Origin of the sequence: Thiobaca trueperi (assembly GCF_004342175.1) — a bacterium.
GTDB classification, from domain to species: Bacteria; Pseudomonadota; Gammaproteobacteria; order Chromatiales; family Chromatiaceae; genus Thiobaca; species Thiobaca trueperi.
The window spans coordinates 480,027-503,223 of the sequence record NZ_SMAO01000001.1 but is presented as its reverse complement, the minus strand read 5'-3'; the positions used below and the strand labels follow the sequence as shown (position 1 = coordinate 503,223).

Below are 23,197 nucleotides of genomic sequence, written 5' to 3'. Positions count from 1 at the left end.
AGGCCATCGGGATCAGGTTTGAGGCCCAGCCGAGGAGTTGAGTGTGTTGCCCGGAAATAAAAAATGGAACGTATATTCTTTTCTTTCTATATGAAGATGAGTCATAAGTTGCGTCTGACGCCGACAACCGGAATCAGGCGATTGATACCTTGGGAAAGGCCGCCTCTTTGATCTGCTCCGTGGTCAGCTTTGGGGCGCATTCCAGAATGAAGCGGAGTGCGTAGTCGCGCAGATAATGACCGCGGAAGAGGGAGGTGATGTGCAGCTCATCGTGCAGCCGCCGCAGCCAGCGCCGCAATTCCTTGCGCACCTGCGCATCGAGCGCGCCGAAGGGTTCGTCCAGCAGCAGGACTTTCGGCTCGACCGCCAGCGCGCGGGCCAGCGCGACCCGCTGGCGCTGGCCGCCGGATAGCTGGCTGGGGAAGCGATTGGCAAGCGGATCGAGCTGCACCAGATCGAGTAGACGATGCACCCGCTGCCGGATCTCGGCCTCCTTCGGACGCTCGCGCCGGGGCTTGACCCGCAGTCCGAAGGCGACGTTCTCGAACACCAGATTGAGCGGCACCGCAATCGCCGCAATCAGCAGCGTCAGACGCACCGCCGCCAGCGCGTCCGGGTCGGAGAGTGCGGTGACATAAGTGAACCAGCCCTTGCGGAACGCCTCGGCGAAGACCGCGATCAGCGGCATCAGCAGAAAGAGCGCGAAGAAGAGCAGAGCCACGCCGAGGATCAGACGCCTGATCCAGGGCGACTCGCGGGTGGCGGCATTGGTTTGGTAACGACGGGCATCGACCCGCGCGTGCAGCACGCCAGCGACGGCCATCAGCGATCCCTCCCGGTGCGTTTGGCGCTCCACGCCTGCAACAGATTGATGGCGAGCAGCATGATGAAGGAAAAGACCAGCATCACCACCGCCACGGCGGTCGCGCCGACATAGTCGTACTGTTCGAGCTTGGTGATGGAGACCGCCGCCAGCGGGATCAGCACGATCAGCGACAGCGACAGATAGACCAGGGTATAGCCGAGCGCCAGATGGAAACCCGGCAGCACCCGTGTCTGGCGGGTGGGATTGAAGAAGGGCGCCACACCCATCAGCGGTTGATCACGATCTGATCGAAGGTGCCGTTGTCGGCAAAATGCTTGGCTTGAACCGCTTTCCAGGGACCGAGCAGGGTCTCGACATCAAAGGTCTTGACCGCCGGGAAGCGATCCGCGTTTTCAGCCAGGACAGCGGGCGAGCGTGGACGGAAATAATGCTTGGCGATGATCCGCTGACCGGTCTCGGAGAAGAGAAAGTCGAGATAGGCCTTGGCCTCAGCCGCCGTCCCGCGTTTGGCGACGACGGTTTCGACCACGGCCACCGGCGCGCTGGCATCGATGCTGATCGAGGGATAGACCACATCGAACCGATCCGCGCCCAGTTCGCGCGCGATCAGCGCCGCCTCGTTCTCGAAGGTCACCAGTACATCGCCGATGTCACGCTGGGTGAAGGTCGTGGTCGCGCCGCGCCCGCCGCCATCCAGCACCGGCACATTGGCGAACACCTGCCGCACGAACTCGCGCGCCTGCTCATCGGTGCCGCCGCCAGCGATGACACTGCCCCAGGCAGCGAGATAGGTGTAGCGGCCGTTCCCGGAGGTCTTGGGGTTGGGCACGATCACCGACAGTCCGGGCCGGGCCAGATCCGCCCAGTCATGGATGTGCTTGGGATTGCCCTGGCGCACCAGGAACACCGAGGTGGTGGTGTAGGGTGTGGCGCCATGCGGGAAGCGCTCGCGCCAGTCAGCTGCCACCAGACCGCCGCGCTCGACCAGGATGTCGAGATCGGTGGACTGGTTCATGGTCACGACATCGGCTTCGAGCCCGGCAGCAACCGCCAGCGCCTGCTTGCTGGAACCGCCGTGGGACTGATTGACCGTGACCGTCTTGCCGGTTTGCGCTTGGTAGGCATCGGTAAAGGCCGGGTTGATGTCCTTGTACAGCTCGCGCGAGACATCGTAAGAGGCGTTGAGCAGGCTCGTCTCGGCGATGGCTGAACACGACAGCGCGGTCAGGGCGGCGCCGATCAGGAGAGAAATCCGGTTCGTCATGGCAGGTGGCCTCGGTTGCAGAAAAGAAAGCGCAGAGGTTAGTGCAATGACAAAATAACTGGAACGACAGAAATGTTATTTCATTATTCGCTTTTTGATATATCGTTACCAAAACATACCGGATTGATGGGCGCGGGATAAGGTTTGCAGTTTTTGTTGGTTGGCGCGCGGCGATGCGAGCGATTAAAACGAACCCTCCCATTCATGCCACTGAACCAAAGGAATCCAACCATGAAGACATCCTTCCCCTTGAAAGCCCTGTTCGCAGGCATCGTGCTGGGTCTGTCCGGACTCACGCCCGCGCACGCCGCGACCACCCTGCTCAATGTCTCCTACGACCCGACCCGTGAGCTGTATCAGGAGTTCAACCCGGCTTTCGTCAAGCACTGGGAAGCGAAGACCGGCGAAAAGCTCGGTATCCAGCAATCGCATGGCGGTTCCGGCAAGCAGGCGCGCGCGGTGATCGACGGACTGGAGGCCGATGTGGTGACCCTGGCGCTGGCCTATGACATCGACGCCATTGCCGAGAAAGGGATCCTCAACAAGGACTGGCAGACGCGCCTGCCGCTGAACAGCTCGCCCTATACCTCGACCATCGTCTTCCTGGTACGCAAGGGCAATCCGAAGGGGATCCAGGACTGGGGCGATCTGGTCAAAGACGGCGTCTCCGTCATCACACCCAACCCCAAGACCTCGGGCGGTGCGCGCTGGAACTATCTGGCGGCCTGGGCCTGGGCCGAGAAGGAATACGGCGGCGACGAGGCCAAGGTGAAGGAGTACATCACGCGGCTCTACAAGAATGTCCCGGTGCTGGACTCCGGCGCCCGCGGTTCGACCACCACCTTCGTCCAGCGCGGCATCGGCGATGTCTTCCTCTCCTGGGAGAACGAGGCCTTCCTGGCGCTCCAGGAATTCGGTGCGGACCAATTCGAGATCGTGGTGCCGTCACTATCGATCCTGGCCGAACCGCCGGTCACCGTCGTGGACCGCACGGTGGATAAGAAGGGCACCCGCGCGGTCGCGACCGCCTATCTGGAATTCCTCTACTCGCAGGAAGGACAGGAAATTGCCGCCAAGCATTTCTATCGTCCCACCAATGCCGAGGTAGCCGCCAAGCACAAGGGTCAGTTCGCCGACATCAATCTGGTGAAGATCGAGGATCTGGGCGGCTGGCAGGCGGCGCAGAAGAAACACTTCGCCGATGGCGGGGTGTTCGACCAGATCTACAGTCCGTCGGCGCGTTGATCCGACGCGGCGTGAAGGATCCCCGGCCAGACCGGGGATCGACCCTGTCTATGCCCGCAGGCGAGAAACTCAGATCGCACATCGCTGCCGCTCATAAGCGTCTGAGATAACAGATACCCTCTGTCCTTCCCTTATTCCCGGTGAATGCGATCAATCAGTTTCATGAGCACACAACCTGGGTGGACGTGGAGCCGGTTTGAACCAGCAGAGGGATTTGGCGAGGCCGGTTCAGGCTGTTGATCGGATGGAACAGGCGGGCGTCCGTCTGCGTTAGGGGTGCGATCAGATCCGATGAGGGTCGGGCGTAGTAATAACCTTGCACCAGATCGGACCCGGCATCGACCGCCAGACTGTGCTGGTCCAGGTTTTCAATGCCTTCACAGACGACCTGCGCGCCCAGTTCATGGATGATTTCGACCAGCTTGGGCAGAATGCGCCGGGCGCGTTCGTTGGTGGTGCCCTGGACGATCAGCGAGCGGTCGAGCTTGACAATGTCCGGCGTCAATTTCCACAGACGATCAAAGTTCGAGTCCTCACAGCCGAAATCGTCGATGGCGACGCGATAACCCCGGCTCCGATAGGCATTGACTGCGTCATTGAGACGCCCGATGTCATCGACATGCCCCTCCAGAATTTCCAGGATGATCTGGTCTGGTGTCAGTCCGCACAGGTTGAGCAGATGTTCAAAGGTCTGGCCGTGACCACTGCTTAAACTGAGCAGATGGCGTCCGCTGACATTGAGAAAGAGTTCGGCCTCCGACTCGGCCTGCTGAACGAAGTTCAGGGTATGCACCATGCGGCACAGGCGGTCGAAATACATGGCTTCGCTGGGTGTCGTCGGCACCGCAAACGCCTCCGCCGGGGAGAGCGCCCGGCCATCTTCATCGCGCACCCGCAGCAGTGCCTCGTGCGCGACAACGGCTAAATCCTGTCCGGCGAAGAGTGGCTGAAAGGCGCTGTACAAGCGCATCCCGCGATAGGAGCCAAAGGCGCCCTGATCGTCAAAGCGGAGATGATGTGCTGTTCCGGATCGATCACCACTCCATTCCTCAAAGTAAGCCAGAATCTCGTTGAAGGCCATGTCCGCTCCAATTGTGCAATGCAGCATCGATTCTGAACCTTAGTGAGTCAATTTCTTTGCTGCAAGACACAAATCCTTCTATGCAAATTGCAAAACCATGGAAGCCGGGCAAGCCCGGCCATTCAGGCCGTCACCGTTTATGCGGTCGGTCAGGCCGGGGCGGTTGTTCCGCCCATGCCTGGAGATAGTGGATATAGCCCCAAAGATTCGCCGCCGCCTGGGACGCTCGCTCGCCGTCCACCTCGATATAACCCTTGCGGATGTAGTGCTCGCGAATCGACCGACGATGAATGACGATGAAGTCATCAATCGGCAGGTGTCGGTCATCAAGGATGACGCTAAAGGTTGTCCGATTGGTGGCAGCCAGATCGTAAAAAAGCCTTGCAGGCTCAAAGTTTGGCATGGTGGCGCACTCCCTGACTGAAGGCATCTCATCCCGGTCACCCGGACGCGATGCGAAAAAATCCGTTAATTCAGTCGTCAGTCTGAATGCCGCATTCCGTTGACGTGACAGTTGCAATCAGGTTATCCGTCCATGACAGGAGAGACTGGATATATCGCCACAACTCTGCTGCGGCCTGAGAGGCCCATTCGCCATCCAGGTCGTTATCCGTCTGGGCGAAGTGGGCGAGGAGGGTATGACGGTGTTTGACGGCAAACTCATCGACCGCCAGATCGCGGTCAGCGACGATGGTGCTGAAGGCCGCTTGGTTCGGGATGAGGTTGAGAAAGAGAAAGGTCGGATCGAGGTTTGACAAGATGGCGCGCTCCCGCTGTTTGGACGGCCTGCATCGAGGTCATGGTTAGCCTCGATTGTGCGCTGTAAACATCCGGTTACAAATTCGATTCTGTGCATTCCTTATTCATGTCAGCGGCTCGACAAGCCGCTGACTGGAAACAGTGTTTAACGCCCGACATCCAGACGGAAGCCGAGAAATTCGAGCAGGAGTCCGGAAAGCGCCCCGCCCATAAAACCGCCCAGGAGCCCGGCGGGGATGTGCGCCAGGATCTGTCCAAAGGCAGAGGTCATCCGATCATCCAGCACGGCGGCCGTGGCGCCACCGACGAACCAGATGCTGGCGCCAACGACCGCCGCGATGAGCCCCGCGACCACGGGCGCCGACAGCATCGCCGGCAGCCAGCGGGCCGCGCGTTCGACCAGCCAGCCCTCCGCAAGCTGAAACAGGGTGCCGACACCTGCCACGGCAGTGGCTGCCAGAATGATCATGTTCACCTGCCAGCCGGTCAGCGCGAAGGTCAGGACCAGCAGAGCGCCGGTCAGCAGCCCGGCAACGAGACCGTTGAGAATCTCGGCCAGCGGACGGCTGCCGCGCGTGACCATCCAGGCATAGAGAGTTCCCGCCACCACCCCGGCCGCTCCCGCCAGACCGACAATGGCAATGAGGTTAAGTTTGAGCGCGGCGGCCATCAAATAACCGATCGAGGCGAGGACGCCGGCCATGGTGCCAATCAGCGCGATCGGCATGGCGCTGTAAAAGGCCGCCGTCGTCACGGCGGCTATCGCGGTGGCGATCATCAAGGTTTGCCAGCCCGGCAGACCAAGGATCCATAACACCTGATAGAGACCGGCGAAGAGTGCGCCGAACAGGGCACCGGCAAGACCCCAGACGAGCAGGATCATGGCGATTTGGGCAAGCTGATCTTTCTGGAGCATGATGTTCCAATGCCTCTGATCTTCCGAACGGGGAACGAAGGTGGCGGGCAACCGGCGTTGCGCATCGATCAAAGACATGTGCGTTGTGCCGATGGGCGGGCATTTTCGCCTGACAGCCATTCGCCCGCGCGGAATGCGATCAGGAGCGGGACGATGCGGCGACCACGGGCATCGTGCAACTCCCGCAGCCGGATCAGACGTGCCCCTGAATCCTGCGGATGGCGGCGGATATTCATGGGGTCGAGATGGAGGCTGAGGTCTTCGACCCAGAGCTGTTGTGCGGCCTGTCCGAGCAGCCCGGCGACGATTTCCAAATGCGCCCGGAGCACGCTGCCGCCCTCGCCCCGGATTGCCAGCTCGCGGGCGATCCGGTCCAGCCCGGCGCGTAAAGCCGCCGGCTCGGACAGCCTGGTTGCATGCCTTCCCGTCAGTCTGTGGGATAACGCATCACGTTGATGCAGCAGATCGGCGCGTTCCGCGCGGATTTCGGCAAGACGGATCCGCGCCAGGGCAAGCAGATGATCAAACGCCCGGCGCTTCAGGTGGCGGCGTGTCTTGCACTCGCTCGCGCTGGGTTCCAACAGCCGATGACCGTTAAAGTTGACCGCAATCTGTGCGACCTCGCGCTGCACCAGCCCATTGACCAGATCCATGCCAAGGATGTGTTTTTCGGACCGCTCGACCAGCAGCAGTGCCGTGATGCGTGCCGGCCGCCGCTCGGCTCGGGCATGCAGACCAGCGGTTTCGCCCGCCAGACGCTCCAGCATCTCGTTGGCCGAGACAAAGAGTGCGGCGAGACGCGGGTCGGCGGCGAATTCGGCACGCCCGACCAGGATGGGCGCCGGTGTCTCGTCCACCAGCCGCCCCACATGACGGATGGCCTGGATGACGGGTTCGCGGAGACGCCGACGATACCCCGGCAGCAGCCTCAGCCGCGCATCGGTATGATCGACGGTGCGTTCGATGGCCGCCTGGACCAGCGTTTCGGGGTAATGCCCGCGTGTCCTCTGACGTCCGCCAAAAAGGAAATGGGAAAGACTCAATGCCGGTCTCGACGGATACAGCCGCTTGCAGTGTTCAAGCAAATGGGTCCAGGCGCCGGGAGTCAGCCATGCGGCTTCCACATGAGCTTGAGGACGCGATAACCGATGACCCAGAAGCGGATGAACTGCCAGATAACCGCCGTGCGCAGATAGCGCGTGAAGCGCGTGGGAATGGGTGGATAGGCATCCGGTTGATAGGGGCCTTTGTTCGCGCCTGCCATGTTTAAAACCTCGCTGAAGATGGAGTGGTGAAGGTCTCAATGCGGCAGCAGGAACCAGCCCGGTCGCAGCCGCGCCTGATAGATGAAGGCATGATGCAGGAGAAATTTCATCCAGTGCCCGGCCAGCCCGACCTCGCCATAGGTGAGCTTGAGATCGCGTCCGAAGCGGGGATAGGTCTCGTAGTCGGGCACCACGGGGAAGACCGTCATGGTCGCCGCCGAGCCGCGCAGGACATGCTTGCCGGTCGAGGCCATGCAGGCCGCACCCATCTCAGCCATTGAGGCAGTGTGGGTCGGCGCGGGCGCGCCTTTCAGGATGTCGCGGATGCTTGCCGCCACCGCCCTGCCGATCGCCGCCGAGGGCATGCCGGTACGCGCGGCGGACGGATTGACCGGGGTGCCGTTGGGGCTCTTCATCGGCTTGCTGATGAGATGCGGCGGCGCAAAGGCGATGCCGACAGCAAAGATATTTTTATAACTCGGCGTCTGATAGGTCTTCGGCCAGTCCTGCTTGCCCCAGTCCTCATAGGCTTTGGGGGTGTAATCGGCATCGACCTTCATGAAGCCGTTGGGCGCGAAGAGTTGATCGGTGATGTCTGTTCCAGACGGGTCGAAGGCTTTCAGCCCCACCCCGGCGAAGGCCGGAATCAGCATGGCGAAATCGAAGTCGAGCGTGTGATGCGTGCCATCGAGCAACTCATAATGAATGATGCCCGGCTCGACCCGGTTGACATGGGCGCGGGTGATCCACTCGATCCCGCGCTCGGCCATCAGTGATTCGACGAAGACCTTGCCACTGGTGACATAGCCGCCGCGCGTGATGAGCACGCCACCGATCCCGAGATCGCCCACTTCGTATTCGTTACTGAGCCAGATCAGACGCGCCTGTTGGCGCACGCCGGCCTCGCGCAGGACGTGATCGACATTGCAGATGTATTCGAAGGCCGCGCCCTGGCAGGTCGCCATGCCATGTCCGGTCCCGATGACCAGCGTCTGCTGCGCACCGTTTTTCATCGCCGCGATGGCGGCCTGCAAACGACGGTTCGCCTCCAGCGCATGGGGCGGGGTGCAGACCGACACGGTGTGGCCGGTCTCGGGCCCCAGTCCCGGCGTGGCGGCGAAATTCAGCCTGGGTCCGGTGGCATTGATCAGAAAATCGTACGCGATGGACTCGGCTTCACCGACCCGCGCGGGATCGGTGTATTCGATCCGCACGAAGGGTTTGGTGTGTTCGGCGTCGCCTTCCGGGTGAATGGACAGGGCACTGGCCTGACGAAAATCCACATTCACTTTTTTGTAGATGGGCGCCAGTTCGTAGGTGACTTCAGATTCGGTCATCTCGCCCACGGCGACCCAGATATTCGAGGGCACCCAGTTCCAGGTCGGCTTGGGTGAGACCACGATGACCTGATGTTGCTTGCCAACCCAGCGGCCCAGGCAGCGAGCCGCCGTATGGCCGGAGATGCCGGCACCGAGGATGAGAATACGTGCCATGAAAGACGCTCTGCGGTGAGATGGGTTTGATCGGGTGCGCCATGGCGACTCGACCGGCCATGGGTTCCAGGTCGGCATTGTTGGGGCACAGCAGGCATCCAGAGAAACGAGATTTTCTGATAAGCAACGCACTAAAAAAGAACATGGCACCGGATGCCGGCTGACTGGAGCCGACAATCGCGACGCCTCACACTGGCGTTACTGGCCGCAATCGCCCGCCCACTGCGTGACGGCCTGCCGCCAGTGCGGGAGATGTTCCGACTCTTTGATCATGCCCGCGCCCACGGTGTTGTTGGTGCTCTCGTCGATGAGGATGAAGGCGCCGGTGGCGCGGTTGACGACATAGGGATCGGGAAAGATCGGCTGGGCCAGTTTCAGGGTCAGACGGGCGATGTCGTTCATCCTGAGCTGGGTCGCCGGCCCGCGTTCGAGCGTGTTGACGTCGAGCCGGTGTTTGATGTCGGCGACCCTGGCGCGGACCTCGCGCGTGGTGTGACGCAGCAGATAGTGACGGGCGGGCGACAGCGGCGTCTCGGCCAGCCAGCAGACACAGGCGTCGATCTCGCGGATGGCCTCCGGCGCCGCGCCGGTTCTGACCAGCAGATCGCCGCGCGAGATGTCGATCTCGTCCTCCAACAGCAGCGTGACCGATTGTTCGTGGATCGCCGTTGGCTGACTGACGCCGCCGAGCTGAATATCCTTGATGCGTGTCTCAAATCCGGACGGCAGCACCGTCACCGGATCGCCAATGGCGATCTCGCCCGCCTCCACCCGGCCCATGAAGCCCCGGTAATCGTGCAGCGCCGGATTGGCGGCGTCACGCGGGCGGCAGACATACTGCACCGGAAAACGGAAGGCCTCGGGTTGCTCGGTGTGCGCGGCCGGTGCGCTTTCCAGAATCTCCAGCAGGGTTGGCCCGTCATACCAGCCCAGACGCTCGCCGCGCTCCACCACCATCTCGCCGGTCAGTGCGGAGAGCGGGATAAAGCGCACCTCGCCGATCCCCAGACGCGCGGCGAAGTCCAGATAGTCCTCCTGGATCCGTGCGAACACGGCCGGGTCATAGTCCACCAGATCCATCTTGTTGACCGCCACCACCAGATGCGGAATGCCGACCAGTCGCGCCAGATAGGAATGCCGCCGGGTCTGGGTCAGCACACCCTTGCGGGCATCGACCAGGATGATCGCCAGATTGGCGGTCGAGGCCGCCGTGACCATGTTGCGGGTGTACTGCTCGTGACCGGGGGCGTCGGCGATGATGTAGTTGCGGGTGCCGGTGGAGAAATAACGGTAGGCGACATCAATGGTGATGCCCTGCTCGCGCTCGGCCTGGAGCCCGTCGGTCAGGAGCGACAGATCCAGCTCAGTCAGGCCCCGCCGCTGCGAGGTCGCGGCGAGTGCGCCGAGGGTATCGGCCAGAATCGCCTTGGTGTCATAGAGCAGCCGCCCGATGAGCGTGCTCTTGCCGTCATCGACACTGCCGCAGGTGAGAAAGCGCAGCAGTCCGTGGTCGATCTCGTTCGGGAACTCGTGCGGATTTGACATGGTGGCGTCCTTTAAAAAGCTGTTTAACCGCTCTGAACGCGGTTTAGAAATAACCGGCCCGCTTGCGCTCTTCCATCGAGGCATCGCTGGTCTGATCATCGAGACGGGTGGCGCCGCGTTCGCTGAGTGTGGTCACGGCGGTCTCAGCGAGGATCTGGTCGATGGTGTCGGCCTCGGACTCCACCGGCGCGGTGCAGGGGATGTCGCCGACGGTGCGGAAACGCACCCGCAGTTGCTCCACCTGTTCGCCGGGCTGGGCCGGGGTCAGCTCGGTGACGGGGCGCAGCAGCCCCTTGTCGCGCACCACCGGACGGGTGTGGGCGAAATAGATCGACGGCAGGTCCAGCCGTTCGCGCTGGATGTATTGCCAGACATCGCGCTCGGTCCAGTCGCTGATCGGAAAGGCGCGGATGTTTTCCCCTTTGTGGGTGCGGGCGTTGTAGAGACTCCACAGCTCCGGACGCTGATTCTTGGGATCCCACTGACCGAATTCGTCGCGGAAGCTCATGACCCGCTCCTTGGCGCGCGATTTCTCCTCGTCGCGACGCGCCCCGCCGATGCAGGCGTCAAAACCGAATTCGGCGATGGCCTCCAGCAGGGTGACGGACTGATGTCTGTTGCGCGATTCGCCGGGATGCTTGAGCAGCACCGAGCCGCGCGCCATCGAGTCTTCGACCGTGCGCACGATCAGCCGCGCGCCCAGTGCGGCGGCATGCCGGTCACGGAACGCGATTACCTCCGGGTAGTTGTGTCCGGTATCGATGTGCAGCAGCGGGAAGGGAAAGCCGCCGGGGCGAAACGCCTTTTCGGCCAGCCGCAGCAGACAGATCGAATCCTTGCCGCCGGAGAAGAGCAGCGCCGGACGGGCGCACTGTCCGGCGACCTCGCGCAGGATATGGATGGCGTCGGCTTCGAGCCAGTCGAGATGGCTGAGGGTGCGGGTGCTGAGGGTGGTCATGTGCGTTATCGCCGTTCCAGTGGTTAATTCAGGCAGGATTAAAAACCATCGCAGCACCTGGAAATCCCGAGGCCGTTCGTTGTCGTTGTCGAAGATTCGCAAGCCGACGACGTCGATTACGACAACGATCAGAGACGGTTTCGGAACATCCGCACGGCTGCACTAGTGGCTGACCGCTGGCGTCTGACGATGCAGTCCGCACTCCCGGTTCCCGGCGTCCTCCCACCACCAGCGTCCGGCACGCACGTCCTCGCCGACACTGATGGCGCGGGTGCAGGGGGCGCAGCCGATACTCGGGTAGCCCCGGTCATGCAGCCGGTTGTAGGGAACCCGGTGCAAGCGGATGAAGCCCCAGACCTCGCGCTCGCTCCAGTCGGCCAGCGGGTTGAGCTTCTCCAGACCGTGCTCGGCGTCCCATTCGCGTATCGGCAAGCGGGCGCGCGTGATCGACTGAGCTGCGCGCTGGCCGGTGATCCAGGCCGCCTGACCGGCCAGCGCGCGTCTGAGAGGCTCCAGCTTGCGCAGTCCGCAGCAGGCGTGACGGGCCTCCAGGGAGGCGTAGAAACCGTTGACGCCGAATTTCCGCACATAGGCTTCGACCGCCTCACGCTCGGGGAGATAAAGCTCAATGCGGTGGCCGTAATGACGCTCGATCTCGCCGATGAGGTCATAGGTCTCCGGCGGCAGCCGCCCGGTATCGAGCGAAAAGATCCGGATCGGCAGATGCGCCTTCAGGATGATCTCGGTCAGCACCATGTCCTCGGCGCCGAGACTGCTGGCGAAACTGACCGACGGCAGCAACTCGCAGGCCAGCCCGAGGGTCTCGACCACGGCTTGCCGTTTGGCGTCCAGGGCGGCGAGCAACTCCGGATTGCTCAGATCGGGGTTCATCTTCGGGTTCATGACGCTGTCAGCCATAAGCCACCTGCCGCGCCGCCGTCTCGGGGCCATAGAGATCGTGATGGAAGGGCGTGGCGCCGATCCGCTGCACCGTCGCGCTGAAATCTTCGCCGGGCAGACGCTGCGTCTGATAGGTTGCGATCAGGGTCTCGATGGCGGCGGGGATGGCGGCGCCCGGAATGGCGGGACCGAGGGTCTCGCCCAGCCGGGTGTCGCGTCCCGCGCGTCCGCCGATGGCGATCTGGAAATGCGGCTGTCCCTGTTTCTCGGTGCCACGCAGACCGATAGGCGCGAGCTGATGATGGGCGCAGCCGTTGATGCAGCCGGAGAGATGCACCGCCAGTTCCCCGAGATCGGTGCGGTCGGCGAAATGGTGGTGGATCGCGGTCGCCACCGGTTGAGTTTCGACGGTTGAGAGGTCGCAATGGCGTCCGCCCGGGCAGGCGACCAGGTCCATGAGGCGTCCGCCGTGACTGGCCCCGAGACCCGTTGCGCGGGCGGCCTGCCACAGGGCGGGCAGGTCGCGCTGGCGCACCGGGGCCAGTACCGGGTTCTGGCGCTGGCTGAAACGCGCCTCGCCGAAGCTGTAGGCGTCAGCCCAGTCGGCGAGTTGCTCCAACTGCTCCGGCGTCAGCTCGCCCGATGCGACGTCCGCCCCCTTGGCCGAGAGCGTGACGATGGCATAACCGCCCTGGCGATGCGGGCGCACGTTGTGACGCAGCCAGTCGGCATAGGCGGGATCGGACGCGCTGTCTTGATCGACGAACCCTTCCGGCGCGGCGGCATCGAGCGGCGGGGCGGTGAAATGGCGTGCGACCCGCGCGACATCGGCAGCAGTCAGGGTGCCGGGGCCGTCGCGAAGGCTTGACCATTCGTCCTCGACCAGGGCGCGGAAGGCGACGATGCCGAGGGTTCGCACCAGCACCTTGAGCCGGCCTTTGGCTGCATCGTCGCGGCGTCCGTGCCGATCATAGACGCGCACGATGGCTTCGATATAGGTCAGCAGATGCGGCCAGGCGATGAAGGGTGTCAGTTCCTGGCCGAGCATCGGCCAGCGTCCCAGTCCGCCGCCGACCAGCACGCAGAAGCCGAGTTCACCCTGTTCGTTACGCACCAGTTCCAGTCCCAGATCATGGACGCGCAGCAGGGTGCGGCCCGCCCGTGTCCCGCTCACCGCGATCTTGAACTTGCGCGGCAACCGGGTGTATTCGGGATGGGTGATGCTCCACTGGCGCAGCAGCTCGCACCAGGGACGCGGATCGTCGCGCTCGTCGGGGACGGCGCCCGCCAGCGGATCGGTGGTGATCCCGCGAATGCAACTGCCGGAGGTCTGGATGCTGTGCAGTTGCACCTCGGCCAGTTCGGCGAGGATGTCGGGCACCACTTCCAGCTTCGGGCCATTGAACTGGAGATTCTGGCGGGTGGTGATGTGCGCCGGGCCGAGACCATAGGTGCGGCTGACCTGGGCCAGACGGCGCAACTGCTCGCCCGAGACCAGTCCATAGGGAATCGCCACCCGCAGCATGGGGGCGTGACGCAGGACGTAGAGGCCGTTTTGCAGCCGCAGCGGACGAAAGGCGTCGTCGCTCAATTCGCCGCGCAGATAGCGGTGGGTCTGGTCGCGGAACTGCGCGACCCGATCAGTGAGTCGCTGCTGATCGAGAGCGTCGTATCGGTACATGCCAGGGCTCGCGGTGGGATCAGTCTCAGTGGATTGGTCCCTATCCTAGCGAGCCGCGTTAGAACGAAAAAAGAATTTTAAATTAGATCGATATAGTATTTTGTTATTTGTTCTTGATGAGATCGATGCGACCGTCAAAACACAAGGAGCCATTTGTTGTGTGATGGCTCGCAGTCTTGGGGGCACTCCCCGTCGCGATGGATCAGTCTCGCCTTTTAACGATTCCTGCAATGCAACTGAATTTTTCTTGGTTTGCCTCCCCAGAGCTAAACACAAATTGAAAATGACGCATATTGCACTGGACGCGGTTTAATAGAGCGCGCTCATCATCTTTGCCCGATAACTGGCGACCAGCTCGCCCTGTCCGCCAAGCAGGTCGAAGATTGCCAGCATGCCTTTGCGTCCGGCATCGTCGGCGAAAGCACGGTCGCGCTTCATCAGTTCCAGCAACAGCGCGAGCGCCTCGGCGTAGTTGCCGTGCAGAGCATGATGGGCGGCGAGCTGGTAGCGGGCTTCGCTGTCGCGTGGATCGGTAGCGAGCCGGGTGGTCAGATCGGCGGCGGCAGGCGCGCCTTCGAGCGCGCTGGCGAAGCGCAGTTGTCCGCGCAGCGCGTTGGCCTCGGGATCGTGCGCCAGCTCGATGGGCAGCCGGTCGAGATCGGCGAGCGCCTGATTGATCGCACCGCGCGCGGCGGTCAACTGAATCTCGGCCAGTACCAGCCGGGCGTTTGCCGGATCCTGGCTGCGCGCCTGCTCGATCAGCGATTGCGCCGCGTCGAGCTCCCCGGCTGCCAGCAGGCCCCGGGCCTGCGCCAGCAGACCGTCTGACAGGCGCGGGAGGTGACGGTCAAGGAATTCACGCACCTGGAGTTCAGGCAGCGCACCCATGAATTGATCAATCACACGACCGGACTTGAACAACTGCACCGTGGGCAGACTGCGGATGCCAAACTGGGCCGCGAGCGCCTGCTCTTCCTCGGTGTTGACCTTGGCCAGCAGGAAGCGTCCGCCATATTCTTCGGCCAGTTTGGCGAGCAGGGGCATCAGGGCGCGGCAGGGGGCGCACCAGTCGGCCCAGAAATCGACCAGCACCGGACGCTCGAAGGAGCCGTCGAGAACGAGCGACTGAAAGTTTTGTGTGGTGACGGTCACAACAGGGGGAGAATGCGTCATGGTCATGGAGCCTGGATGCTTGGAAATCGGGCAGAGCGACCGAAAATAGCCGTCGGGTCGAGCTGTTTCAAGTCCGCGCGGCGTTTGACCGGGCTGCCGCGCGTTCTTTGCGGTTCGACGGATCTTTTTAGGCTCAGGGAGTCATTGCTCATGTCCGATGCAGTCCATGTCGTCTGTCCCGTCTGCGATGCGGTCAACCGGGTGCCCCGGAGCCGTCTGGACGGCGGCGCCAAATGCGGCGAATGTCACGCGCCATTGTTCAACGGGGCGCCGCTGGTGCTCAACGAGTCGCGCTTCGCCCGTCATCTTGCGCGCAGCGATCTGCCTCTGCTGGTGGATTTCTGGGCACCCTGGTGCGGTCCCTGCCGGATGATGGCGCCAGCCTTTGAGTCGGCTGCGGCGCGGCTGGAACCGGCGCTGCGTCTGATCAAGATCAACACCGAAGAGGCGCCGAATCTCTCTGGTCGACTGGGCATTCGCAGCATCCCGACGCTGGCCCTGTTCCGGGGCGGTGCTGAGTTGGCGCGACAGGCCGGCGCCATGGACATATCGGGCATTCTGGCCTGGGTCAGGCAAAACTTATGATCAAGACCCGCTGTCGCGCGTGGACAGCCCGGCGGCGGTTCTTTAGAATTCATCCAGTTCAGTACGCCGCCGGTCGATGCGCCGCTCCGGTGTCCTGATGTCACCATCTAAACTTTCCGTCGCGGTCGTCGCACGTCCTCGTCCGGATTCGGAGAAACCCTTGAGAAAACCCGCAGTTCTGGTTCTGGAAGACGGTTCGGTCTTCTGCGGAACGTCGATTGGCGCCGACGGCGCAAGCGTTGGTGAGGTGGTGTTCAACACCGCCATGTCAGGCTATCAGGAGATCCTGACCGATCCCTCTTATCTCCGGCAGCTTGTCACCCTGACCTATCCGCATATCGGCAATGTCGGAACCAATGCCGAAGACGAGGAATCCGGCGCGATTCAGGCCGCCGGTCTCATCATCCGCGACCTGCCGATCCGTCCGAGCAACTTTCGGATGCAGGAGCCGCTTGATGCCTATCTGCGGCGTCAGGGCGTGGTCGGCATCGCCGATCTCGACACCCGGCGTCTGACACGCATCCTGCGCGAAAAAGGCGCCCAGAACGGCTGTATCCAGGCCGGGGATGCCCTCGACGAGGCGTCCGCGCTGCAACAGGCCCGCGCCTTTCCGGGGCTCAAGGGCATGGATCTGGCCCAGCATGCATCGACCCAGGAAGCCTACCCCTGGACCCAGGGTGTCTGGAGCCTGGAGCACGGTCTGCCGGAGTCGATGAAGCCGGTGGGCGACCGTCTGCCCTATCATGTCGTCGCTTACGATTACGGTATCAAGCGCAACATCCTGCGGATGCTGGTCGAGCGCGGCTGTCATGTCACCGTGGTGCCGGCGCACATGCCGGCGGCGACCGTGCTGGCGCTCCAGCCGGACGGGGTCTTTCTCTCCAATGGCCCCGGCGATCCCGAGCCCTGCGACTATGCGATCCGCGCAATCCGCGACCTGCTGGAGACGGATACCCCGGTGTTTGGCATCTGTCTCGGTCATCAGCTGCTGGGTCTGGCCTGCGGCGCGCGCACCCTCAAGATGAAATTCGGTCATCATGGCGCCAACCATCCGGTACAGGATCTCAAGACCGGCGCGGTCATGATCAGCAGCCAGAACCATGGTTTCGCGGTCGATGAAGGGACCCTGCCGGAGACACTGGAGGCGACCCATCGCTCGCTCTTCGATGGTTCGCTTCAGGGTATCCATCACCGCGAGCGCCCGGCATTCAGCTTTCAGGGCCATCCCGAGGCCAGTCCCGGACCGCACGATGTGGCGCCCGTTTTCGATCATTTCATCGACTTGATGCGAGAGCGCAAGCATCCGGCCTGATATCCGGGATCGCTTCTCGCAGGGCCGCCATGCTGCGGAATTTAGACAGGATTAACAGGATTAAAAACAAAGTGTTAACGAGTTTTATCCGTCCTGTTAAACCGCGCCTGGTGCGGTATGTGATGTTTGGGGACTGGTTCGGCCTTGGCAGAATCGACGACGGCTGGTGCTGGCGCGGTTTAAATCACTCAATAAATTATGATTTTAAACCGCGTCTCCACTTGAGGTTACTAACATCCACAGAGCTAAATACAAACTGAACATGACACATATCGCGCTGGACGCGGTTTAATCCTGTCAATCCTGAGAAATCCTGTTAATCCTGTCTAATTCCAAACGCCTGAACTACCGCGTGAGACCCCATGCCCAAGCGTACCGACATCCATAGCATCCTGATCATCGGCTCCGGCCCCATCGTTATCGGTCAGGCGTGCGAATTCGATTACTCCGGGGCGCAGGCCTGCAAGGCGCTGCGTGAGGAGGGGTATCGGGTCATCCTGGTGAACTCCAATCCGGCCACCATCATGACCGACCCCGAGATGGCGGACGCCACCTATATCGAGCCGGTCACCTGGCGCGCGGTTGCCGCCATCATTGAGAAAGAACGCCCGGATGTCCTGCTGCCGACCATGGGCGGACAGACCGCGCTCAACTGTGCGCTCGATCTGGTGCGCGAGGGCGTGCTGGAAAAATTCGGCGTCGAGCTCATCGGCGCCTCGCGCGAGGCCATCGACAAGGCCGAGGATCGCGATCTCTTCCGCAAGGCGATGCGCAAGATCGGGCTGGATATGCCACGCTCGGCCATTGCCCACAGTCTGGAAGAGGCGATCCAGGTCCAGGCGCCGATCGGATTCCCGACCATCATCCGGCCCTCTTTCACCATGGGCGGGAGCGGCGGCGGCATCGCCTACAACCAGGAAGAGTTCGAGGAGATCTGCCGGCGCGGGCTCGATCTCTCGCCGACCAAAGAGCTGCTGATCGAGGAATCCGTTCTCGGCTGGAAAGAGTATGAAATGGAAGTGGTCCGCGATTGTGCGGACAACTGCATCATCATCTGCTCCATCGAGAATTTCGACCCCATGGGCGTGCATACCGGCGATTCCATCACGGTCGCCCCGGCGCAGACGCTCACCGACCGCGAATATCAGATCATGCGCAACGCCGCCATTGCGGTGCTGCGCGAGATCGGTGTGGATACCGGCGGCTCGAACGTGCAGTTCGCCATCGATCCGGCGACCGGACGCATGATCATCATCGAGATGAATCCGCGCGTCTCGCGTTCTTCGGCCCTGGCGTCCAAGGCGACCGGTTTCCCCATCGCCAAGGTCGCCGCCAAGCTGGCGGTGGGATACACCCTCGACGAGCTGCGCAACGAGATCACCGGCGGGGCGACCCCGGCCTCCTTCGAGCCGACCATCGATTATGTGGTCACCAAGATCCCGCGTTTCGCCTTCGAGAAGTTCCCGCTGGCCGATGCCCGCCTGACGACCCAGATGAAGTCGGTCGGCGAGGTCATGGCTATCGGGCGCACCTTCCAGGAGTCGCTGCAGAAGGCGCTGCGCGGCCTGGAGATCGATCGTTACGGGCTCGATGAGATCGTCGATCTGAGCGCTCCCGATGCGCTTGAGAAAATCCGCCTGGAGGTGCGTCAGACCGGGGCCGAACGCATCTTCTATGTCGCCGATGCCTTCCGGGTCGGCATGACCCTGGAAGAGATTCATGAACTGAGCTGGATTGATCCCTGGTTCCTGGCGCAGATCGAGGATCTGATCCGGGCCGAAGGCGAGCTGCGCGCCGCCGGTCGTGCCGGATTGACAGCGGAGCGTCTGCGCGCGCTCAAGCGTCAGGGCTTCTCGGATCGCCGTCTCGCCCGTCTGGTGGGTGCGAAAGAGGGCGATATCCGCCATCTGCGTCACGAGCAGGGTCTGCATCCGGTCTTCAAGCGGGTTGATACCTGCGCCGCCGAGTTCGCCTCCAGCACGGCTTACATGTATTCCACCTATGAGGAGGAATGCGAAGCCAATCCCACCGATCGGCAGAAGATCATGGTGCTCGGCGGCGGGCCGAACCGGATCGGGCAGGGCATCGAGTTCGACTACTGCTGCGTCCATGCCGCCTTCGCCCTGCGCGAGGATGGCTATGAGACCATCATGGTCAACTGCAACCCCGAGACGGTTTCGACCGACTACGACACCTCGGATCGGCTCTATTTCGAGCCGCTGACCCTGGAGGACGTGCTGGAGATCGTCGCTAGGGAGCGCCCGCTCGGGGTCATCGTCCAGTATGGCGGTCAGACTCCGTTGAAACTGGCCCGCGACCTGGAAGCAGCCGGCGTGCCCATCATCGGCACCAGTCCGGACAGCATCGATCTGGCCGAGGATCGCGAGCGTTTCCAGCAGTTGATCCAGGAACTGGGTCTGCGTCAGCCGCCGAATGCGACCGCCCGCAGCGAATCCGAGGCGGTGGCGAAGGCCGCCGACATCGGTTATCCGCTGGTGGTGCGTCCGTCCTATGTGCTGGGCGGGCGGGCGATGGAGATCGTCTTCGACGAATCGGAGCTGAATCGCTACATGCGCGAGGCGGTGCGCGTCTCCAATGAATCGCCGGTGCTGCTCGACCGCTTTCTCGACGATGCCATTGAGGTCGATGTGGACGCCATCTGCGACGGCAACGATGTTCTGATCGGCGGCATCATGGAGCACATCGAACAGGCCGGTGTGCACTCGGGCGATTCGGCCTGTTCGCTGCCGCCGTATACGCTGTCGGCCTCGATCCAGGATCGCATGCGCGAGCAGATGTCTCGGATGGCCCGTGCCCTGAACGTGGTGGGACTCATGAACGCCCAGTTCGCCATCAAGGGCGACGATATTTTCATTCTGGAGGTCAATCCACGCGCCTCGCGCACCGTGCCGTTTGTCTCCAAGGCCATCGGTCTGGCGCTGGCCAAGGTCGCGGCCCGCTGCATGGCGGGCAAGACGCTGGCCGAACAGGGACTGCGGCGCGAGATCCAGCCCAAGCATTATTTCGTTAAAGAGGCCGTCTTTCCCTTCATCAAATTCCCCGGCGTGGATACGGTGCTTGGGCCTGAGATGAAGTCCACCGGCGAGGTCATGGGGGTCGGCGAATCCTTCGGCGAAGCCTATGCCAAGGCTCAGGAAGGTGCGGGAAGTCTGCTGCCACGACGCGGCGGCAAGGCCATGCTGAGCGTTCGCGAGGCGGACAAGGCGCGCCTGATCCGGGTCGCGCGCGATCTGCTCGGCTTCGGTTTCACGCTCTATGGCACCCATGGGACGGCGGCGGCCGTGCGGGCGGCTGGTCTGGACTGTGTTGGCGTCAACAAGGTCGCCGAGGGTCGTCCGCATATCGTCGATATGATCAAAAACAACGAGATCGGATTCATCGTCAACACGACCGAAGGGACCAAGGCGATTGCCGATTCGGCGGCAATCCGCCGCGCCGCGCTCCAGCACAAGGTCACTTACACCACGACGATTGCGGGCGCCGAGGCCACCTGTCTGGCGTTGAAACAGGTGGACATCGTCAGCGTCAATCGGTTACAAGACCTTTATTAAATCGCGCCCTGAGCGGCGAGCCAGGGTATCCGTGATGGTGATCTCACAGTCACTGTCAGGCTGGTGGAGGCGCGATTTAAGAAATGATTTTTTAATTGGTGTCGGTCTGCGTCCTGTTGGCAGCATGTGTCTCCGCCTGCTCTCCAGGCGGCGGAGCTTTGTGTTCATGCGTTGAGTCGATCTTTTGAAGTTGATCCTGGCTTGACATGGACCACTGTAATTGTCTGATCGAGACCCGCAATGGGTCATCGTCATTGAGCCAGGCGCTGATGCCCGGCGATTTCATGCGAGGAATCACCATGAGCAAAGTCCCTCTGACTGCCAGAGGCGCTGAGAAATTGCGCGAGGAATTGGAACGGCTGAAGCGGATTGAGCGTCCGCGCATCATCGAGGCCATCGCTGAGGCGCGTGCGCACGGCGATCTCAAGGAGAATGCTGAATATCACGCCGCGCGCGAGCAGCAGAGCTTCGTCGAGGGACGAATCAAGGATATCGAGGGCAAGCTCTCCAATGCCCAGATCATCGACGTGACCCAGCTCCCGCCGACGGGCAAGGTGGTCTTCGGGGCGACCGTGAAAGTGCTCGAACTGGAGACGGACGAGGAGCTCTGCTACCAGATCGTCGGCGAAGACGAGGCGGATCTCAAGCAGGGCATGATCTCGATCAGTTCGCCCATCGCCCGCTGTCTGATCGGCAAGGGCGAGGGCGATGTGGCCTCGCTCCAGGCGCCGGGCGGGGTGCGCGAATTCGAGATTCTGGAGGTTCAATACCTCTGAGGTGATTTCCCGAAAAATTCATGCCTGATACTCGCCTCAAATAGACAGGATTAACAGGATTTTTCAGGATGAACAGGATTTTCAAGCCCTTGTTTTTAATCCTGTTGATCCTGGGTCATCCTGTTAATCCTGTCCAATTGCCAGTTATACCCTGAACCGCCCCACCAACGTCTGAAGTTCTGACGCCAGCCGCGCCAGTTGCTCCGATGCCTCAGTCGTCTGACGTGCGCCCTGCGCGTTGCCTTCAGCGGCGTCCGAGATGCTGGTGACGTTGCGGTTCATCTCCTCGGCCACCGCGCTCTGTTCCTCGGCGGAGCTGGCGACCTGGGTGTTGACATCGTTGATGGTGGTGACTGCCGCCGTGATGGTATCCAGTGAACGCTCGGCCTCGGCGGCGCTGGCGCGGCTGGATTGCGCGTATTGCTGGCTCTCGATCATGACGGCGACCGCGCGGCGGCTGGCCTGCTGGAGCCGCTCGATCATGGCCTGGATCTCCTGGGTTGAACTCTGGGTGCGGTTGGCCAGCGAGCGGACCTCGTCGGCGACCACGGCGAAGCCGCGGCCAGCCTCGCCAGCGCGGGCTGCCTCAATGGCGGCGTTGAGCGCCAGCAGATTGGTCTGCTCGGCGATGCCCCGGATCACATCCAGCACCTTGCCGATTTCCTGGCTGTCCTGACCGAGTTCGCGAATCACATCGGCGGCGCGCTGGATCTCCTGCGCAAGCTGCTCGATGTGCGCCATGGTGCCGGACACCACATCCTTGCCAGCCATGGCGGCGGCGTGGGCGGCATGGGTGGCGTCCGCCCCCTGCTGGGCGCTGTGAGCCACTTCCTGTGCCGTGGCGCTCATTTCGTTCATCGCCGAGGCCAGTTGATCGACCTCGCTACGCTGCTGGCTGACGCCCGCATTGGTGTGCTCGGTCACGGTCGCCAGATCGCCGGCCGCCCGCGCCAGTTGTGCGGTCGAGTCCAGAATCCGCCCGATGAGATCGCGGAAATTGTCCATCATGGCATTGAAGGCGCGGGAGGCGCGTCCGATCTCGTCGTTGCTTTTGATCGGCAGGCGATGCGTCAGATCGCCATCGCCATGGGCGATGCCCTCCAGCCCAAGCGTCATCTGCTGCATGGGACGGGTCAGCACGCGCGAGGTGAAGAAATAGAGAAAGAGCAGCACCGGCAGGCTCAGGACGGCGGCAATGACGAAAATCTTGATGCCGAACAGACGCACATTGGCATTCACGTCATCCAGGGTGATTTCCATGCTGACGGCCCCCAGCACCGAATCGACCGGGGCGAGCGCATGGCAGGAGGTGCAGTCCTTGCCGAGATAATTTTTCCGGGCGAAGGCGGGTGCCACCGCGCGCAGGATGCTGCCGTCGCGCGACAGGCTCAGATAAGGTTTGCCGGTCTCCAGCACGCCGCGCTCCACGTCGTCGCGCGCTTGTTCGTGTTCGGTTCCCGGGCCGAACTGTTTTTTGACATTCGCGCCACGCAGCACCCGCAGATCCTTGACGTTTTTCAGCTCGGTGATCTGATTGAGGAAATCGGCCCGTTTGGCGATGGTGCCATGGAGCATCAGGGTGGTGAGCCCGGCGAGAGTCATTTCGTGCAGGGTGCTGGTGAAGGCCTCGGCCTGATCGATGGCGGTCTGGCGCTGTTCGTGGGCCGCCCAAAAGATCATTCCGGTCCAGGCTGGCATCAGGATGAGCCACATGGCTCCGACCAAACGGATCCAGATCGGCAGATCATTGATACGTCGCATAGCGTTATCTCGTGTGTCGTTGCCATTGGCTTTGATGAGTGGTCAGTGCTGTCAGAATCATGTTCGTCACTGCCCGACCCCCTCA

Annotated in this window: 20 protein-coding genes and 1 pseudogene; 5 read left to right on the top strand and 16 right to left on the bottom strand. The window is 62.3% G+C overall.

Going from position 1 to position 23,197, the window contains the following annotated elements:
* Window positions 1–309: 309 nt before the first annotated feature.
* From EDC35_RS18950 to EDC35_RS02305, 3 genes and pseudogenes are all read right to left on the bottom strand, one after another.
* A pseudogene (locus EDC35_RS18950) lies at window positions 310–823 on the bottom strand (ATP-binding cassette domain-containing protein); the annotation flags it as partial.
* On the bottom strand, window positions 823–1,092 hold the full coding sequence (locus EDC35_RS18645) for a hypothetical protein (RefSeq protein ID WP_132975313.1): 270 nt from the start codon (window positions 1,090–1,092) through the stop codon (window positions 823–825). The pseudogene EDC35_RS18950 and the gene EDC35_RS18645, both read right to left, overlap by 1 nt.
* On the bottom strand, window positions 1,092–2,090 hold the full coding sequence (locus EDC35_RS02305; RefSeq protein WP_132975311.1) for a sulfate ABC transporter substrate-binding protein: 999 nt from the start codon (window positions 2,088–2,090) through the stop codon (window positions 1,092–1,094). The genes EDC35_RS18645 and EDC35_RS02305 overlap by 1 nt, the downstream gene beginning before the upstream one ends.
* 231 nt (window positions 2,091–2,321) lie before the next feature.
* Between EDC35_RS02305 and EDC35_RS02300 the strand changes: the two genes are divergently transcribed.
* A complete protein-coding gene (locus EDC35_RS02300) occupies window positions 2,322–3,335 on the top strand; it encodes a sulfate ABC transporter substrate-binding protein (protein WP_132975309.1) in 1,014 nt (337 codons plus the stop codon).
* Window positions 3,336–3,495: 160 nt separating this feature from the next.
* Here the strand turns inward: EDC35_RS02300 and EDC35_RS02295 are convergent, their stop codons facing one another.
* The 12 genes from EDC35_RS02295 to trxA all read right to left on the bottom strand — a co-directional run bounded on the left by EDC35_RS02295 (window position 3,496) and on the right by trxA (window position 15,106).
* On the bottom strand, window positions 3,496–4,416 hold the full coding sequence (locus tag EDC35_RS02295) for an EAL domain-containing protein (protein ID WP_207896051.1): 921 nt from the start codon (window positions 4,414–4,416) through the stop codon (window positions 3,496–3,498).
* A 130-nt stretch (window positions 4,417–4,546) separates the two neighbouring features.
* Window positions 4,547–4,819, bottom strand: coding sequence for a hypothetical protein (locus EDC35_RS02290; RefSeq protein ID WP_132975307.1), 273 nt, complete (start codon window positions 4,817–4,819; stop codon window positions 4,547–4,549).
* Window positions 4,820–4,889: 70 nt separating this feature from the next.
* Complete coding sequence (locus EDC35_RS02285; RefSeq protein ID WP_132975305.1) at window positions 4,890–5,174, bottom strand: hypothetical protein; 285 nt, start codon at window positions 5,172–5,174, stop codon at window positions 4,890–4,892.
* A 146-nt stretch (window positions 5,175–5,320) separates the two neighbouring features.
* Window positions 5,321–6,169, bottom strand: a complete 849-nt coding sequence (locus EDC35_RS02280) for a spermidine synthase (protein WP_341539419.1) — start codon at window positions 6,167–6,169, stop codon at window positions 5,321–5,323.
* Window positions 6,160–7,134, bottom strand: a complete 975-nt coding sequence (locus EDC35_RS02275; protein WP_132975303.1) for a hypothetical protein — start codon at window positions 7,132–7,134, stop codon at window positions 6,160–6,162. The genes EDC35_RS02280 and EDC35_RS02275 overlap by 10 nt, the downstream gene beginning before the upstream one ends.
* Before the next feature lie 62 nt (window positions 7,135–7,196).
* Entirely contained in the window at window positions 7,197–7,355 is a 159-nt protein-coding gene (locus tag EDC35_RS18435) for a hypothetical protein (RefSeq protein WP_165903325.1), read from the bottom strand.
* A 36-nt stretch (window positions 7,356–7,391) separates the two neighbouring features.
* A complete protein-coding gene (locus tag EDC35_RS02270) occupies window positions 7,392–8,849 on the bottom strand; it encodes an NAD(P)/FAD-dependent oxidoreductase (protein ID WP_132975301.1) in 1,458 nt (485 codons plus the stop codon).
* Between the two features lie 198 nt (window positions 8,850–9,047).
* Window positions 9,048–10,394: a sulfate adenylyltransferase subunit 1 gene (locus EDC35_RS02265; protein WP_132975299.1), complete on the bottom strand. Its 1,347-nt coding sequence runs from the start codon at window positions 10,392–10,394 to the stop codon at window positions 9,048–9,050.
* 43 nt (window positions 10,395–10,437) lie between these two features.
* A complete protein-coding gene (gene cysD, locus EDC35_RS02260; RefSeq protein ID WP_132975297.1) occupies window positions 10,438–11,352 on the bottom strand; it encodes a sulfate adenylyltransferase subunit CysD in 915 nt (304 codons plus the stop codon).
* Between the two features lie 162 nt (window positions 11,353–11,514).
* Entirely contained in the window at window positions 11,515–12,243 is a 729-nt protein-coding gene (locus tag EDC35_RS02255) for a phosphoadenylyl-sulfate reductase (RefSeq protein WP_207896050.1), read from the bottom strand.
* A gap of 19 nt (window positions 12,244–12,262) precedes the next feature.
* Window positions 12,263–13,933, bottom strand: a complete 1,671-nt coding sequence (locus EDC35_RS02250; protein ID WP_132975293.1) for a nitrite/sulfite reductase — start codon at window positions 13,931–13,933, stop codon at window positions 12,263–12,265.
* A 309-nt stretch (window positions 13,934–14,242) separates the two neighbouring features.
* On the bottom strand, window positions 14,243–15,106 hold the full coding sequence (gene trxA / locus EDC35_RS02245) for a thioredoxin (RefSeq protein WP_132975291.1): 864 nt from the start codon (window positions 15,104–15,106) through the stop codon (window positions 14,243–14,245).
* 150 nt (window positions 15,107–15,256) lie between these two features.
* On the opposite strand from trxA, the gene trxC reads away from it, so the two are divergent.
* From trxC to greA, 4 genes are all read left to right on the top strand, one after another.
* A complete protein-coding gene (gene trxC / locus EDC35_RS02240) occupies window positions 15,257–15,691 on the top strand; it encodes a thioredoxin TrxC (protein ID WP_132975289.1) in 435 nt (144 codons plus the stop codon).
* 160 nt (window positions 15,692–15,851) lie between these two features.
* The gene (carA, locus tag EDC35_RS02235) at window positions 15,852–17,003 is read left to right on the top strand and encodes a glutamine-hydrolyzing carbamoyl-phosphate synthase small subunit (RefSeq protein ID WP_132975287.1); all 1,152 of its coding nucleotides are present in this window, start codon (window positions 15,852–15,854) and stop codon (window positions 17,001–17,003) included.
* A 362-nt stretch (window positions 17,004–17,365) separates the two neighbouring features.
* Window positions 17,366–20,575, top strand: coding sequence for a carbamoyl-phosphate synthase large subunit (carB, locus tag EDC35_RS02230; RefSeq protein WP_132975285.1), 3,210 nt, complete (start codon window positions 17,366–17,368; stop codon window positions 20,573–20,575).
* A gap of 299 nt (window positions 20,576–20,874) precedes the next feature.
* Complete coding sequence (greA, locus tag EDC35_RS02225; RefSeq protein WP_132975283.1) at window positions 20,875–21,351, top strand: transcription elongation factor GreA; 477 nt, start codon at window positions 20,875–20,877, stop codon at window positions 21,349–21,351.
* A gap of 144 nt (window positions 21,352–21,495) precedes the next feature.
* Here greA and EDC35_RS02220 read toward each other — a convergent pair whose 3' ends face one another.
* On the bottom strand, window positions 21,496–23,112 hold the full coding sequence (locus tag EDC35_RS02220; RefSeq protein WP_132975281.1) for a methyl-accepting chemotaxis protein: 1,617 nt from the start codon (window positions 23,110–23,112) through the stop codon (window positions 21,496–21,498).
* Window positions 23,113–23,197 lie beyond the last annotated feature (85 nt).